Source organism: Novosphingobium jiangmenense, from assembly GCF_015694345.1.
GTDB lineage: Bacteria > Pseudomonadota > Alphaproteobacteria > Sphingomonadales > Sphingomonadaceae > Novosphingobium > Novosphingobium jiangmenense.
The window spans coordinates 419016-433792 of the sequence record NZ_JADQDC010000002.1; the positions used below are offsets into that span (position 1 = coordinate 419016).

The 14777-nt window shown below is 62.2% G+C and carries 13 protein-coding genes; all 13 read right to left on the minus strand.

Going from position 1 to position 14777, the window contains the following annotated elements; genetic code table 11:
- Position 1: 1 nt before the first annotated feature.
- Genes I2488_RS04605 through nuoF form a run of 13 tightly spaced genes read right to left on the minus strand, consistent with a single transcriptional unit; the run spans position 2 to position 14777 of the window.
- Entirely contained in the window at positions 2-1654 is a 1653-nt protein-coding gene (locus tag I2488_RS04605) for an MBL fold metallo-hydrolase RNA specificity domain-containing protein (protein WP_196274626.1), read from the minus strand.
- Positions 1651-2436, minus strand: coding sequence for a type III pantothenate kinase (locus tag I2488_RS04610; RefSeq protein WP_196274627.1), 786 nt, complete (start codon positions 2434-2436; stop codon positions 1651-1653). The genes I2488_RS04605 and I2488_RS04610 overlap by 4 nt, the downstream gene beginning before the upstream one ends.
- Positions 2420-3151, minus strand: a complete 732-nt coding sequence (locus I2488_RS04615) for a biotin--[acetyl-CoA-carboxylase] ligase (RefSeq protein ID WP_196274628.1) — start codon at positions 3149-3151, stop codon at positions 2420-2422. The genes I2488_RS04610 and I2488_RS04615 overlap by 17 nt, the downstream gene beginning before the upstream one ends.
- 4 nt (positions 3152-3155) lie before the next feature.
- Complete coding sequence (gene nuoN, locus I2488_RS04620; RefSeq protein ID WP_196274629.1) at positions 3156-4619, minus strand: NADH-quinone oxidoreductase subunit NuoN; 1464 nt, start codon at positions 4617-4619, stop codon at positions 3156-3158.
- Entirely contained in the window at positions 4619-6151 is a 1533-nt protein-coding gene (locus tag I2488_RS04625) for an NADH-quinone oxidoreductase subunit M (protein WP_196274630.1), read from the minus strand. The genes nuoN and I2488_RS04625 overlap by 1 nt, the downstream gene beginning before the upstream one ends.
- Positions 6148-8214, minus strand: a complete 2067-nt coding sequence (nuoL, locus tag I2488_RS04630; RefSeq protein ID WP_196274631.1) for an NADH-quinone oxidoreductase subunit L — start codon at positions 8212-8214, stop codon at positions 6148-6150. Before nuoL ends, I2488_RS04625 begins: the two co-directional genes overlap by 4 nt.
- Positions 8215-8218: 4 nt before the next feature.
- Positions 8219-8524 (minus strand): NADH-quinone oxidoreductase subunit NuoK, encoded by a 306-nt coding sequence (gene nuoK, locus I2488_RS04635; RefSeq protein ID WP_011445933.1) that lies wholly within the window; start codon positions 8522-8524, stop codon positions 8219-8221.
- Entirely contained in the window at positions 8524-9141 is a 618-nt protein-coding gene (locus I2488_RS04640) for an NADH-quinone oxidoreductase subunit J (protein WP_196274632.1), read from the minus strand. The genes nuoK and I2488_RS04640 overlap by 1 nt, the downstream gene beginning before the upstream one ends.
- A gap of 12 nt (positions 9142-9153) precedes the next feature.
- Positions 9154-9639, minus strand: a complete 486-nt coding sequence (gene nuoI / locus I2488_RS04645) for an NADH-quinone oxidoreductase subunit NuoI (RefSeq protein WP_343070981.1) — start codon at positions 9637-9639, stop codon at positions 9154-9156.
- The gene (locus I2488_RS04650) at positions 9636-10430 is read right to left on the minus strand and encodes a hypothetical protein (RefSeq protein WP_196274634.1); all 795 of its coding nucleotides are present in this window, start codon (positions 10428-10430) and stop codon (positions 9636-9638) included. Before I2488_RS04650 ends, nuoI begins: the two co-directional genes overlap by 4 nt.
- Positions 10430-11473: an NADH-quinone oxidoreductase subunit NuoH gene (gene nuoH / locus I2488_RS04655; protein ID WP_196274635.1), complete on the minus strand. Its 1044-nt coding sequence runs from the start codon at positions 11471-11473 to the stop codon at positions 10430-10432. The genes I2488_RS04650 and nuoH overlap by 1 nt, the downstream gene beginning before the upstream one ends.
- Positions 11470-13479 carry an NADH-quinone oxidoreductase subunit NuoG gene (gene nuoG / locus I2488_RS04660; protein ID WP_196274636.1) on the minus strand — a complete coding sequence of 670 codons (2010 nt, stop codon included), beginning with the start codon at positions 13477-13479 and terminating at the stop codon, positions 11470-11472. Before nuoG ends, nuoH begins: the two co-directional genes overlap by 4 nt.
- Positions 13479-14777 (minus strand): NADH-quinone oxidoreductase subunit NuoF, encoded by a 1299-nt coding sequence (gene nuoF / locus I2488_RS04665; protein ID WP_196274637.1) that lies wholly within the window; start codon positions 14775-14777, stop codon positions 13479-13481. The genes nuoG and nuoF overlap by 1 nt, the downstream gene beginning before the upstream one ends.

Genomic DNA, 14777 nt, shown 5'->3' on the forward strand with positions numbered 1-14777 from the left:
TTCAGCTTTCCCGCAGCAGCACTTGCACGACAGGTTTCTTGCCCGACCAGCGTTGTCCAGTGCGGCGGACCGCCAACCTGACAGCTTCGGCTACCGCCACGCGGTCGCGCTTGCGGTCACCCTTGAGGCCCTTCACCGCCTGCGCCGCCTCGACCTTGGCCTCGGCAACAAAGGCTTCCATGTCCTCATCCAGCGGAATACCGATCGAGGCCACTTCGACGTCGGAAACCAATTGACCATCGTGGCGCACGGCCAAAGCAGCAGTGATCAGGCCGTTCTGCGAAAGCTTCCGCCGTGCGACGACGCCCTCGCCATCGGCAGGCGCGATGATATCTCCGTCGAGCACCAGACGCCCGGCACGCTCTTCCGACAACTTCTTTGGCCCATCGGGTGCGAGGCGGATCAGATCACCGTTCTTCTGAAGGATCGCCTTGGGGATGCCTTCGTCCAGCCCCAACTGGGCTTGCTCGGCCATGTGGCGGATTTCGCCATGCACTGGCACGAGTATCTCGGGCCGGATCCAGTCATAGAGCGCGACCAGCTCGGGGCGGCCCGGATGGCCGGAGACATGGATCATCGACTGCCTGTCGGTCACGATCCGCACGCCCTTCTCCACCAGCACGTTCTGGATGCGACCGATGGCGAGTTCGTTTCCGGGAATCTGGCGGCTCGAGAACAGGACGACATCGCCCTTCTCAAGCCGCACCGGATGCTGATCGCCGGCGATACGCGCCAAGGCTGCACGGGGCTCACCCTGCCCACCGGTCGCCAGCACCAGCAGTTCGCCGCGTGGAATGTCCATCGCATCGTCCATATGGACGAGGTCCGGGAAGTTCTTGAGGTAGCCGCAGGACTGCGCAACGCGAATGATGCGATCCAGTGAACGTCCAGCAACGCACAGCTTGCGGTTGGTGGCTTCCGCCACTTCGCCCAGCGTCTGCAGGCGCGCAACGTTCGAAGCAAAGGTGGTGACGACCACGCGACGCCCCTTCTGCGCTCCGACCGCTTCGAGCAGCCCCGCCCGCACCTCGCCTTCCGAACCGGATGGCTTGGGATTGAACACATTGGTGGAATCGCAGACCAGAGCCAGCACGCCTTCGTCGCCGATCGCGGTCAGCTCTTCTTCGGTCGCCGGAGTGCCGATGCGCGGCTCGTCGTCCAGTTTCCAGTCGCCGGTGTGGAAGATCTTGCCATGGGGCGTATCGATCAGCAGTGCATTGCCCTCGGCAATCGAGTGCGCCAGCGGCACATAGCGGATGCCGAACGGTCCCAGCTCGAAGCGGTCAAGATGGTCGATGACATTGAGTTCGACCTCGTCCTCGATCCCCGCCTCGACCAGCTTCTCGTGCACCAGCTTGGCCGTGAATGGCGTCGCGTAGAGCGGCACACCCAGGTCTTGCGCGAAGTACGGCACTGCACCGATGTGATCTTCGTGCGCGTGGGTCAGCACAATGCCGACGAGATCGTCGAGCCGCTGCTCGATAAAGTCGAGATCGGCAAAGACCAGGTCGATGCCTGGATAGTACGGATCGGCAAAGGTCATGCCGAGATCGACCATCAGCCACTTGCCGTCACAGCAGTAAAGGTTGACGTTCATCCCGATCTCGCCCGATCCGCCGAGCGCGAGGAAAAGGAGTTCCTTGGCAGGCTTCACGAAACAGGCACTCTTTCAGCAAGGATCGCGAGGCCGTCCAGTGTCAGGTCGGTATCCACGTGATCGAAAATCTCGGTATGCTCATCGAACAGCACGGCAAGCCCGCCTGTCGCGATAATCTTGGCTGGTCTGCCGATCTCCGCTCGCAGGCGCGAGATCAGGCCTTCCATCATGGCGACATAGCCCCAGAACACGCCGATCTGCATCTGGTCCTCGGTATTTCGCCCGATGACTCTGCGATTATTGCCCTGTGGAGGAGCGATCGCAATCCGCGGCAGCTTAGCGGCTGCGGTCACGAGCGCATCGAGCGACAGGTTGATCCCCGGCGCAATGATGCCGCCCTTGTACGCTCCGTTGAAGTCGACGACATCGAAGGTCGTTGCCGTGCCGAAATCGACGACGATCAGATCGCCGGCGTACTTTGCGTGAGCCGCTACGGTATTGACCGCACGGTCGGCGCCCAATGAGCGCGGTTCATCAACGTCAGCCTCAAAACCCCATTCGACCGGCGCCTGACCGGCGATCAGCGGGTCAAGCCCGAAGTACTTCTGCGACAGCACCTCAAGGTTGTGCAGCGCACGTGGCACGACTGTCGAGATGATGATCCTGCTCACGGCCTTTGGATCGAAGCCCTGCAACTGCATGAGCTGCAACAACCAAACCGCGTACTCGTCAGCCGTCCGGCGAGGATCGGTGGCCACGCGCCAGCGCGACTTGATCTCCCTGCCCTCGAACAGCGCGAAGACGATGTTGGTATTGCCGACGTCAACCGCCAGAAGCATGGGAACCCACCATATCTATGTCGCCCGCGTGGATGGCACGGACCGCCCCGTCCGCCAAGCGAAGAAGGGCAACACCGTCATCATCGATCCCGGCAAAAGCCCCCATGATAGTGCCGTGGTCGCTATCCTTCACCGAAACAAGCGTCCCTGTGGGCAAGGCTCGCGAAATCCATTGCTGGCGCAGCAGCGGCCATTCGCCAAAGTGCCAGCGATCCACCGCATCGCGCAACCGCGCCGCAAGATCGGCGGCAAACTGGTCCCGCGAAATCTCGATGCCGAAATCGCGCAACGCAGCGGTCGCACGGTCGGGCACTTGCGGAGCCTGCGCCAGATTGACGCCGATCCCGACGACAACCGTTTCGCGTTGGCGCTCCAGAAGAATGCCTGCCAGCTTGGCTTTGCCAACCAGCAGATCGTTTGGCCACTTCAGCCGGAGATCTGCCAAGGCCGGAGCAATTGCACTGACAGTCTCGTGCACAGCCAGCCCGGCAACCAGCGCCAGCGTCTGCGGCAGCGGATCCGAACCGCGCAGATTGACGACGGTCGAGCCCATGAAGTTGCCGAAGCCGTCGCTCCACGCACGCCCTGCCCGCCCGCGTCCGGCGCTCTGCCGGTCCGCCACCAGCCAGCCACCCTCGGCCAAGGACTCTCCCCCGCCAAGGCGCGCGAGCAGCGCACCATTTGTCGAGGCAATGTCGGCGACGGTTTCGATCAACTGATCAGCCGACCGGGAACAGCGCTGCAGCAGCGTAGTTCGCCAACGTGCCGACGCACTTGGTTCCGAGGTAGCCAAGCGGCGAAATCGCCAGCGTCGACAGGACCAGCAGCACCGTGTGCGACGTTTCGCCTGCGCCCTTCACCACGTCAGCCGGTTCGTCGAAGTACATGACCTTGACGACCTTGAGGTAGTAGAACGCGCCGATCACCGAGGCAGCGATACCGATCGCGGCGAGCACGATCATGTCTGCCTGGACCGCAGCCTGGAACACAACAAACTTGCCCCAGAAGCCGAACAGCGGCGGAATGCCGGCAAGGCTGAACATCACCGATGCCATCGCCAGCGCAATCCACGGACGGGTCTTGGAAAGACCAGCCAGATCGGAAATTGCCTCGACCTGCTCGCCGTTTTCGTCGCGCAGAAGCAGAACGGCAACGAAGCCCGCTACCGACATCGCCACATAGATCGCGATATAGACCAGCATCGCCGAGGCCCCGGCGCGGGTCGCCGTGGCAAGGCCGATCAGGATGAAGCCGACATTGTTGATCGACGAATAAGCCATCAGGCGCTTGATGTTGTTCTGGCCAATCGCGCCCAGCGCACCGATCACGATCGACAGCAGCGCCATGAAGATCACGACCTGCTGCCAAGCCTGCGCTTGCCCACCAAACGCCTCGAACGCCACGCGCATCAGCAGACCAAGCGCCGCAACCTTGGATGCCGTCGCAAAGAACGTGGTCACCGGCGTCGGCGCGCCTTCGTAAACGTCGGGCGTCCACATGTGGAACGGCGCGGCGCTGATCTTGAAGGCCAGGCCTGCCAGCATGAAGATCAGGCCAAAGGTCGCGCCCGTAGGCAGCCCGCCCGCAAGCGCCGCGTTGATCCCGGCGAAGCTGGTCGTGCCGGTGAAGCCATACGTCAGGCTCATGCCGAACAGCAGAATGCCCGAAGCGAGCGAACCCAGCACGAAGTACTTGAGTCCCGATTCCGCCGAACGTTCATCGGTGCGCAGCGACGATGCCAGCACATAAGAGGCAAGGCTGTTCAATTCGAGGCCGATGTACAGCGCCAGCAGATCGCCTGCCGAGACCATCATCCCCATGCCGAGCGAGGCGAAAAGCACGAGCAGCGGGAATTCCGCGCGCATCGCCCGCGCCTTGTCAAAGAACGGCTGCGCGATGATCAGCGTCACGCCAGCGCTGGCATAGATCAGCAGCTTGGCGAACGCCGCAAAGGTATCGGCCCGATGCTGCCCGCCAAAGGCCGAAACCTCAGCCCCCATCGCCTGTCCCCACAGCGTCGGCGCGGTCAGGAACGCACAAGCCGTCAACACGGCCACGGCTGCAATCGAGATCAGGCGCGAGGCCTTGTCGCCACCCCATCCCGCCACCATCAGCAGCACAAGGCCCGATACGGACAGCAGAATTTCAGGCGCAGTCAGCGCCAGCGAACGGGCGAAGTCCATCAGTGTGCCTCCCCGTGCGCCGCTTCGTGGGCAATTGCCATCGGTTTTCCAGCAGTTGGTTGGGCATCGCCCTTGGGCTTGGCCTGCGCAAGGCGCGCGTCGAGCGCGGCAATGTCCTTGCGCATCGGGGCGATGAAGCTTTCGGGGTAAACCCCCATCCACAGAACCACGGCGGCCAGCGGCACCATCATCGCCCACTCGCGCTTGTCGAGATCAGGCATCGCGGCGGCATCGGCGTTCTTCTGCTCACCATAGGCCACGCGACGGTAGAGGTAGAGCATGTACGCTGCTCCGAGGATGATCCCGGTGGTGCAGATCAGCGCCACCCAGCTGGAAATCTGGTAGATCCCCAGCAGCGACAGGAACTCACCCACAAACCCACTCGTGCCCGGCAGGCCAATGGAGGCCATCGTGAACAGCAGGAAGAACACGGCGTAATAGGGCATGTTGATCGACAACCCGCCGTAACGCGCAATCTCACGCGTGTGCAGGCGATCGTAAATCACGCCCACACTGAGGAACAGCGCGCCTGCCACCAGACCGTGGCTGAGCATGATCAGCATCGAGCCTTCGAGGCCCTGTTGATTGAAGGCGAACAGGCCAACCGTCACAATCGCCATGTGCGCAACCGACGAATAGGCGATCAGCTTCTTCATGTCGGTCTGCACCAGCGCGATCAGCGAGGTGATCACCACCGCCGCCATCGACATGAAGAACACCAGCGGCGCGAACTGTGCCGAAGCTTCCGGGAACATCGGCAGCGAGAAGCGGATGAAGCCGTAGCCCCCCATCTTCAGCAGCACGCCTGCAAGGATCACCGAACCACCGGTAGGCGCCTGCACGTGCGCGTCGGGCAGCCAGGTGTGCACCGGCCACATCGGCATCTTCACCGCAAAGCTCGCAAAGAACGCCAGCCACAGCCAGGTCTGCGCCTGTGCCGGGAAGTTGTAGGCCATCAGCGTCGGAATGTCGGTCGTGCCTGCCTCGTTCACCATCCAGAACATCGCGATCAGCATCAGCACCGAGCCGAGCAGCGTGTAGAGGAAGAACTTGTAGCTGGCATAGATGCGGTCCACTCCGCCCCACACGCCAATGATCAGGTACATCGGGATCAGGCCGGCTTCGAACATGATGTAGAACAGGAAGATATCCTGCGCCGCAAAAACGCCGATCATCAGCGTTTCCATGAGCAGGAACGCCGCGTAATATTCGCCCTGCCGCTTGTCGATAGACGTCCAGCTGGCCCCGATGCACACCGGCATCAGGAACACGGTAAGCGCAATCAGCAGCAGGGCAATGCCATCGATGCCCAGCTTCCACGAAAAGCCAGCGAACAGGGCGGCGCTTTCCGTGAACTGCCACTGCGCGCCACCAATGTCGAACTGCGCCCAGAGAATCACCCCGAGCACGAAGTCGATCAGCGTTGCGACGAGCGCGACGGAGCGCGCCTGTTCGCGCGGCACGACGAGGCAGGCCACTGCCGCAACCAGCGGCACCAGCAGCATCAGCGAGAGGATCGGAAAACCGTTCATTGTGCGATCACCCAGCTGATCGCGCCGACAAGGCCGACGAGCATGACCAGCGCATAGCTATAGAGATACCCCGACTGGAGCTTGGCGGCAGCACGGCTGCTTTGGGCCACGACCCATGCGGCACCGTTCGGGCCGAAGCGATCGATCACGCCTTGATCGACAACCTTCCAGAACACCCGGCCCAGCCAAATCGCGGGAACGACGAACACGTAGTGATAAAGTTCGTCGAAGTACCACTTGTTGAGCAGGAACTTGTAGAGGAACCCGAACTGATCGACGAACGCCGCCGGGAACTTTGTATTCTTGATATAGGCATACCAGGCAATGAGCAGGCCGGTGGCCATCACGCCAAACGGCGCCCACTTCACCCACGTCGGCACTTCGTGCATCGCGTGTATCAGGTGTTCGTCGAACACCAGCGAACCCTTCCAGAAGTGGCCAATGCCTTCGCTGACGAAGCTGTGGTGGAACACAAAGCCCGCCAGCACCGCGCCCACCGACAACACACCCAGCGGAACGAGCATATTCAGCGGACTTTCGTGCGGGTGATAGCCCCCGGTTCCATCACTGTGAATGCCGTCGCTATGCTCGCCGTGATGCGCGTGCGCGTGGTCATCGTGGCCGTGCGCATGATCGTCATGGCCATGACCGTGCGCGTCATGGACCGCGTGCTGGATGTGCTCCGACTGTTCCCAGCGCGGCTTGCCGAAGAACGTCAGGAAGACCAGACGCCACGAATAGAAGCTGGTCAGCAGCGCGGCGAAGATGCCCATGAAGAAAGCGAAGTGACCGAGTTCCGTGCCCTTGGCATAGGCCGCCTCAAGGATGGCGTCCTTGGAATAGAAGCCCGCAAAGCCGAACACATCGACAACGCCGACGCCGGTGATCGCCAGCGTGCCCATCATCATCGCCCAGTACGTCAGCGGAATGCTTTTGCGCAGGCCGCCATAGTACCGCATGTCCTGCTCATGGTGCATTGCGTGGATCACCGATCCTGCGCCAAGGAACAGGAGCGCCTTGAAGAAGGCGTGCGTGAACAGGTGGAACATCGCCGCGCCGTAGGCCGAAACGCCCGCCGCGAAGAACATGTAGCCCAGTTGCGAACAGGTCGAGTAAGCGATCACGCGCTTGATGTCGGTCTGCGTTGTGCCGACCGTGGCCGCAAAGATGCAAGTCATGGCGCCGATGAATGTCACGAAGGCGAGCGCCGTCGGGCTGACTTCGAACATCGGCGAAAGGCGGCAGACCATGAACACGCCAGCGGTCACCATCGTTGCCGCGTGGATCAGGGCCGAAACCGGGGTCGGCCCCTCCATCGCATCGGGCAACCAGGTGTGAAGGCCAAGCTGCGCCGACTTGCCCATCGCGCCGATGAACAGCAGGATGCACAGAACGGTCATCGTATCGAGGCGATAGCCCAGGAACCCGATGGTCGATCCGGCCATGCCGGGCGCGGCTTCAAGGATTGCCGGGATAGACACGGTGCCGAACACCAGAAACGTCCCGAAAATACCCATCATGAAGCCAAGGTCGCCCACGCGGTTGACCACGAAGGCCTTCATCGCGGCGGCGTTTGCGCTCGGCTTGCGGAACCAGAAGCCGATCAGCAGGTACGAGGCAAGGCCCACGCCTTCCCAACCGAAGAACATCTGCACGAGGTTGTCGGCGGTCACCAGCATGAGCATGGCGAAGGTGAACAGCGAGAGATACGCGAAGAAGCGCGGCTGGTCCGGCTCCTCGCTCATGTAGCCCCACGAGTAAAGGTGGACGAGCGCCGAGACGCTGGTGATGACCACCAGCATGACCGCCGTCAGCGTGTCGACCCGCAGCGCCCACGAGAAGTCGAGCGCGCCCGACTTCACCCAGTGCAGCACCGGGGTCACGCTCGCCTCGGCGGTCCCGCCGATGAACGAGAGGAAGATCGGCCACGACAGTGCGCAGGAGATGAACAGCGCGCCGGTCGTCACGACCTTCGAAGGCACCGCGCCGAGCTTCTTGTTGCCGAGGCCTGCAATGATCGCTGCCAGAAGCGGCAGAAATACGATGATCAGGATGGAAGACATTGGTTCAGCCCTTCATCCGGTTGACATCGTCGACGGCAATCGTGCCGCGGCCACGGAAGTAGATGACGAGGATGGCAAGCCCGATCGCGGCCTCGCCCGCAGCCACCGTCAGCACGAACATCGCGAAGACCTGGCCGACAAGGTCGTGCAGGAACGCGCTGAACGCGACGAGGTTGAGGTTCACCGAAAGCAGGATCAGTTCGATCGCCATCAGGATGATGATCACGTTCTTCCGGTTGAGGAAGATGCCGAGCACGCCGAGCACGAACAGGATCGAGCTGACGACGAGGTAATGTTCGATGCCGATCATCAGATCTGGACCCCCTTGCCCACTTCCGGCTGGAGATTGACGGTCGCCTCTTCGGGGCGACGCGCGTTCTGCTTGGAGATGTTCTGACCGCGCGTGTCGCTGCGCTGGCGATGGGTCAGCACGATCGCGCCGATCATCGCAACCAGCAGGACGATGCCCGCCGCTTCGAACAGGAACAGGTAGCGGCTGTAGAGCAGCGCGCCGATCGCTTCGATGTTCGAGGCATCAGCCGCCTGCGCCGAAGCGCCATCGGCCTTGCCGAGCGCCACCGAACCCGCACCACGCACGATCAGGCCAACGAACAGTTCGACGAACAGCACCGCCGCGAGCGCGAGGCCCAGCGGAAAGTTCTTCACGAACCCGGCGCGCAGTTCGGCAAAGTCGATATCGAGCATCATGACCACGAACAGGAACAGCACCGCGACCGCACCGACATAGACGATGACCAGCAGCATCGCGATGAACTCTGCGCCCACCAGCACCATGAGGCCGGCAGCGTTGAAGAACGCGAGGATCAGCCACAGCACCGAATGCACCGGATTGCGCGCGAGGATCGTGACGGCACCGCTGAAGATGCAGAGCGTGGCGAAGAGGTAGAAGGCAAACACCTGGATCATGAGCGCGGCCCCCTAGCGATACGGCGCATCGGCTTCAAGGTTCGCGGCAATCGCCCGCTCCCACTTGTCCCCGTTCGAAAGGAGCTTGGCCTTGTCGTAAAGCAGCTCTTCGCGCGTTTCGGTCGCGTATTCGAAGTTCGGCCCCTCGACGATCGCATCGACCGGGCAGGCTTCCTGGCAGAAGCCGCAGAAGATGCACTTGGTCATGTCGATGTCGTAGCGCGTGGTGCGGCGGCTGCCGTCCTCACGCGGTTCGGCCTCGATGGTGATCGCCTGCGCCGGGCAGACCGCTTCGCACAGCTTGCACGCGATGCAACGCTCCTCGCCGTTGGGATAACGGCGCAGGGCATGCTCACCACGGAAGCGCGGCGAAAGCGGGTTCTTCTCGAACGGGTAGTTGATCGTCGCCTTGGGCTTGAAGAAATACTTCAAGGTCAGCCAGTGCGCCTTCACGAACTCCCACAGGGTGAAGCTCTTGATGAGTTGGGCGGCAGTCACTGGGCCTCCTCCTGCTTCCATTCCGCGCAGACCCCGCGAAACCAGCTTTTAGCGCCTCCGGTCGCGCCCTTTGTCCAATCCACCCAAAACTCACTCTGCCGGACAACAATCGTCAGCACTTCTTGCTCTCCATTTGGCAGATCTTTCGTCAGCTTGTTGTGAACGACAGTCATTCCGCCAGCCCGAAGACCCAGGCCGCCATGCATGCTGCCCTCAAAGCTTCCAAATTTAAGATCGCCATTCACAGAAACTGTCAAAGGTATCGTTTGCTCATCGCGCCCGTCTGTAACCTGACAGGTTGCCGAATAGGCCACTGAGGGCCAACGAACACCCGGCGAAACTGGCCCTAAAAGTGGAACCACAATCGGAAGGTCAGTAGTGCTAACTAATTGCGACATGGGCACATCGGTACGTTGAGCATGAATACAGCGGCCAGTAATTAAAGGGCCATATGCTGCCTTCCAAGATGCAGGGTAAAGATCAACGGCCCATTCATCTCCGCGATTTATAAGCGTCATGCCTAACGGTTCGCGGGGGTCATTGATAACGTAATTTCGATCCATACCCTCACGTTCGACAAATCGTGCAGTTTCAGCGACTTTGTCAGCGACAAGAACTTTTTCACCGTCAATTGAATAGCGCACGAGGATGCGCCCCGCTCCTCGCTCGTCTAAATCTATCTGAATCGACTTGTGCTGAGCTTGCGGATTTAACGCACTGCAATTCAGTGAAAGTTGGACCGCCTCCGGCGAGCTGGTTGCAGCCAACATCAAAGGGAGAAGTGAAGGCATTACACCCCATACCTCGTCGCCATGAGGTAGCCGCTGACGAGGAACACGAACAGCAGCGATACGGGCAGGAAGACCTTCCAGCCCAGGCGCATCAGCTGGTCATAGCGATAGCGCGGGACGGTTGCCTTCACCCAGCTGAAGATGAAGAAGAAGAACAGGATCTTGAGCAGCAGCCAGACCACGCCCGGCACCAGGTACAGCACTGGAATGTCGAGCGGCGGCAGGTATCCGCCCCAGAACAGCACGGCGTTCAGCGCGCACATCAGCAGCACGTTGGCATATTCGCCGAGCCAGTAGAGTGCGAAGGCCATCGACGAATATTCGGTCTGATACCCTGCGACCAGTTCCGATTCCGCCTCGGTCAGGTCGAACGGCGCGCGTGCGGTTTCGGCCATGCCCGAAATCAGGAACATCACCCACATCGGGAACAGCAGCGGGTTCGCGACGAAGCCGTTGATCAGCCAGACATGGTCGCGCTGCGCCTCGACGATGTCCTTGAGGTTGAACGTCCCGGCCCACAGCACCACGCAGATCAGGATGAAGCCGATCGAGACTTCATAGGAGATCATCTGCGCCGAGGCGCGCATCGCCGAGAAGAACGGGTACTTCGAATTCGACGACCAGCCCGCGATCACCACGCCGTAAACGCCCAGCGACGAGATCGCGAGGACATAGAGCAGACCCACGTTGATGTTGGCCAGCACCGCGCCCGAATTGAACGGGATCACCGCCCAGGCCATCAGCGCAACAGTGAAGGTGATGATCGGCGCAATCAGGAACAGGCCCTTGTTCGCGGCGGAGGGGATGATGGTTTCCTGCAGGAACACCTTCAAGCCGTCGGCGAACGACTGCAGCAGGCCCAGCGGCCCCACCACGTTCGGCCCCTTGCGCAGCGCCATCGCCGCCCAGATCTTGCGGTCGGCATAGATGATCATGGCAACGCCGAGCATCAGCGGGAATGCGATCAGCAGGATCCCGCAAATGGTGGCAATGCCCCAAGCCCACTCGTACGAGAGGCCAAGACCCATGAAGAACTCGGTCATTCCGCGGCCTCCGCGAAGCTTTCACCGTGGAGCAGTTCCGCCGAGCAGCGCTGCAGCGTCGGGCTGGAACGGGCGATGGCGTTGGTCAGGTAGCGATCCCTGATCGGATAGCCCGCGATCACGCCCTCGGCCTTGGCTCCGGCAGGAGCGGCAGGCAGCGAACCGTAATCGGCCAGACCTTCAACGCCCAATGCCGGAACTTCGGCAACCATCGCCGCGCGAAGCTGCTCGAAGCTGTCGAAGCCGACGGAGACGCCAAGCGCATCTGCCATGGCGCGCAGGATCGTCCAGTCCTCGCGGGCATCACCCGGCGCGAACACGGCCTTCTCGGCATACTGCACGCGGCCTTCCGTGTTGACGTAAGTGCCGTCCTTCTCGCTGAACGCAGCGGCAGGCAGGATCACGTCGGCAGCATGCGCGGCCTTGTCGCCATGATGGCCGATGTGGACGATCATCGAGCCAGCAAACTTCGTGAAGTCCACCTCATCCGCGCCCAGCGAGATCACCATCTTCGGCTTGGCCGCAACCAGATCGGCAATGCCGCCCGTCTGCGCGTAGCCGAGCATCAAGCCACCCATGCGGCTTGCTGCCATGTGCACGACGTTGAAGCCGTTCCAGCCTTCACGCACGAGGATGAACTGCTCGGCAAAGGCCAGACCAGCGCCGAGAGCGCCCTTGCCGAGAGCCGCGCCACCGATGATGATCGCAGGCTTCTGCGCCGTGCCGAACGCATCGCTGACTTCGGCCGGAAGGTTGCCCAGCACCGCCAGATCGTCCCCCAGAAACGTCGCCGGATAGGTCGGGTCCCACTGCGGGCCGACGATGAACACCTTCGCGCCCTTCTTCACCGCCTTGCGCAGGCGAGTGTTCAGCAGCGGCGCTTCGTCGCGGATCATCGATCCGACGATCAGCACGGCGTCGGCATCCTCGATGCCTGCCAGCGTCGAGTTGAAGTTCACCGCCGCAAGGTTCGACGCGTCATAGGCCAAGCCGGTCTGGCGGCCTTCAAGCAGCGAGGAACCCAGCGCACCGGCCAGCTTCTTTGCCGCGAACATCGTCTCGCAATCGACCAGATCGCCTGCGATCACGGCAACTGACGAACCCGGATTGATCTTGGCAACAGCCGCAAATGCCTCAGCCCAGGTCGCAGCGACCAGCTTACCGTCGCGACGCAGCCACGGCTTGTCGAGGCGGCGGCGGGTCAGCCCGTCGACCATGTAGCGACCGCGGTCGGACAGCCATTCCTCGTTCACGTCGTCGTTGACGCGCGGCAGGGCGCGCATCACTTCGCGACCACGGCTGTCGAGCCGGATGTTCGAGCCGATCGCGTCGGAAACGTCGATCGACAGCGTCTTCTTCAGCTCCCACGGACGCGCTTCGAACGCATAGGGGCGCGAAGTCAGCGCGCCGACCGGGCAGAGGTCGATCACGTTGGCCGAAAGCTCGTGCGCGGCAGCCTTCTCGAGGTAGGTCGAGATCTGCATCGTCTCGCCGCGATAGAGCGCGCCGATTTCGTCCACGCCCGCCACTTCTTCAGAGAAGCGTACGCAGCGGGTGCAGTGAATGCAGCGCGTCATCGTCGTCTTGATGAGCGGGCCCATGTACTTCTCGGTCACCGCGCGCTTGTTCTCGTGATAGCGCGAGGCCCCGCGGCCATAGGCAACTGACTGGTCCTGCAGGTCGCACTCGCCGCCTTGATCGCAAATCGGGCAGTCGAGCGGGTGGTTGATCAGGAGGAACTCCATCACCCCTTCCCGCGCCTTCTTGACCATCTCGGAATCCGTGCGGATCTCCTGGCCTTCGCTTGCGGGCAGCGCGCACGAAGCCTGCGGCTTGGGCGGCCCCGGCTTCACTTCGACGAGGCACATGCGGCAGTTGCCGGCAATGCTCAGCCGCTCGTGATAGCAGAAGCGCGGGATTTCCTTGCCGGCCAGCTCGCATGCCTGCAGGACGGTAGCGCCTGCCGGGACTTCGAGTTCTACGCCGTCGACTTTGACCTTGGGCATTATTCAGCTGCCTCTGACAGTGCTGGCCGAGCGTTCTCGGCAATCCGGCGCTCGATCTCCGGGCGGAAGTGGCGGATCAGGCCCTGGATCGGCCAAGCGGCCGCGTCACCCAAGGCACAGATGGTGTGGCCTTCGACCTGCTTGGTCACGTTGAACAGCATGTCGATCTCTTCAACGTCGGCATCGCCGGTGCGCAGGCGTTCCATCACGCGCCACATCCAGCCGGTTCCTTCGCGGCATGGCGTGCACTGGCCGCAGCTCTCGTGCTTGTAGAAGTACGACAGGCGGCTGATCGCGCGGACGATGTCGGTCGACTTGTCCATGACGATGACGGCCGCGGTGCCAAGGCCCGAGCCCAGCGCGCGCAGACCGTCGAAGTCCATTGGCGCATCCCAGATCTCGGCAGCCGGGACCAGCGGAACCGACGAACCACCGGGGATCACCGCGAGCAGGTTGTCCTTGCCGCCACGGATGCCGCCGCAGTGCTTCTCGATCAACTCGCTGAACGGGATGCTCATCTCTTCCTCGACCACGCAGGGCCGGTTCACGTGGCCGCTGATCTGGAAAAGCTTGGTGCCCTTGTTGTTCTCGCGCCCGAACGAGGAGAACCACGAAGCTCCGCGACGCAGGATGGTTGGCGCAACCGCGATCGATTCCACGTTGTTGACCGTGGTCGGGCAGCCATAGAGGCCTGCGCCTGCCGGGAACGGCGGCTTGAGGCGGGGCTGGCCCTTCTTGCCTTCAAGGCTCTCGATCATCGCGGTTTCTTCACCGCAGATATAGGCGCCCGCGCCGCGATGGACGAAGACGTCGAAATCGTAGCCCGAACCGCTCGCGTTCTTGCCGATCAGGCCGGCGTCATAGGCCTCCTGCACGGCAGCGAACAGCGTCTCGGCCTCGCGGATATATTCGCCGCGAATGTAGATGTAGGCGGCGCGCGCGCGCATCGCATAGCCCGCGATCAGCGCGCCCTCGATCAGCTTGTGCGGATCGTGGCGGATGATCTCGCGGTCCTTGCACGAACCGGGTTCGGATTCGTCGGCGTTGATCACCAGGAAGCTCGGACGGCCGTCCTTGCTTTCCTTGGGCATGAACGACCACTTCATGCCGGTGGGGAAGCCCGCACCGCCGCGACCGCGAAGGCCCGAAGCCTTGATTTCCTCGATGATCGCGTCCTGCCCGCGCTCCATCAGGGCCTTGGTATTATCCCAATCCCCGCGCTGACGCGCAGCGGCAAGGTTCCACGGCTGGAAGCCGTAGACGTTGGTGAAGATGCGATCCTTGTCCTGAAGGGCCAT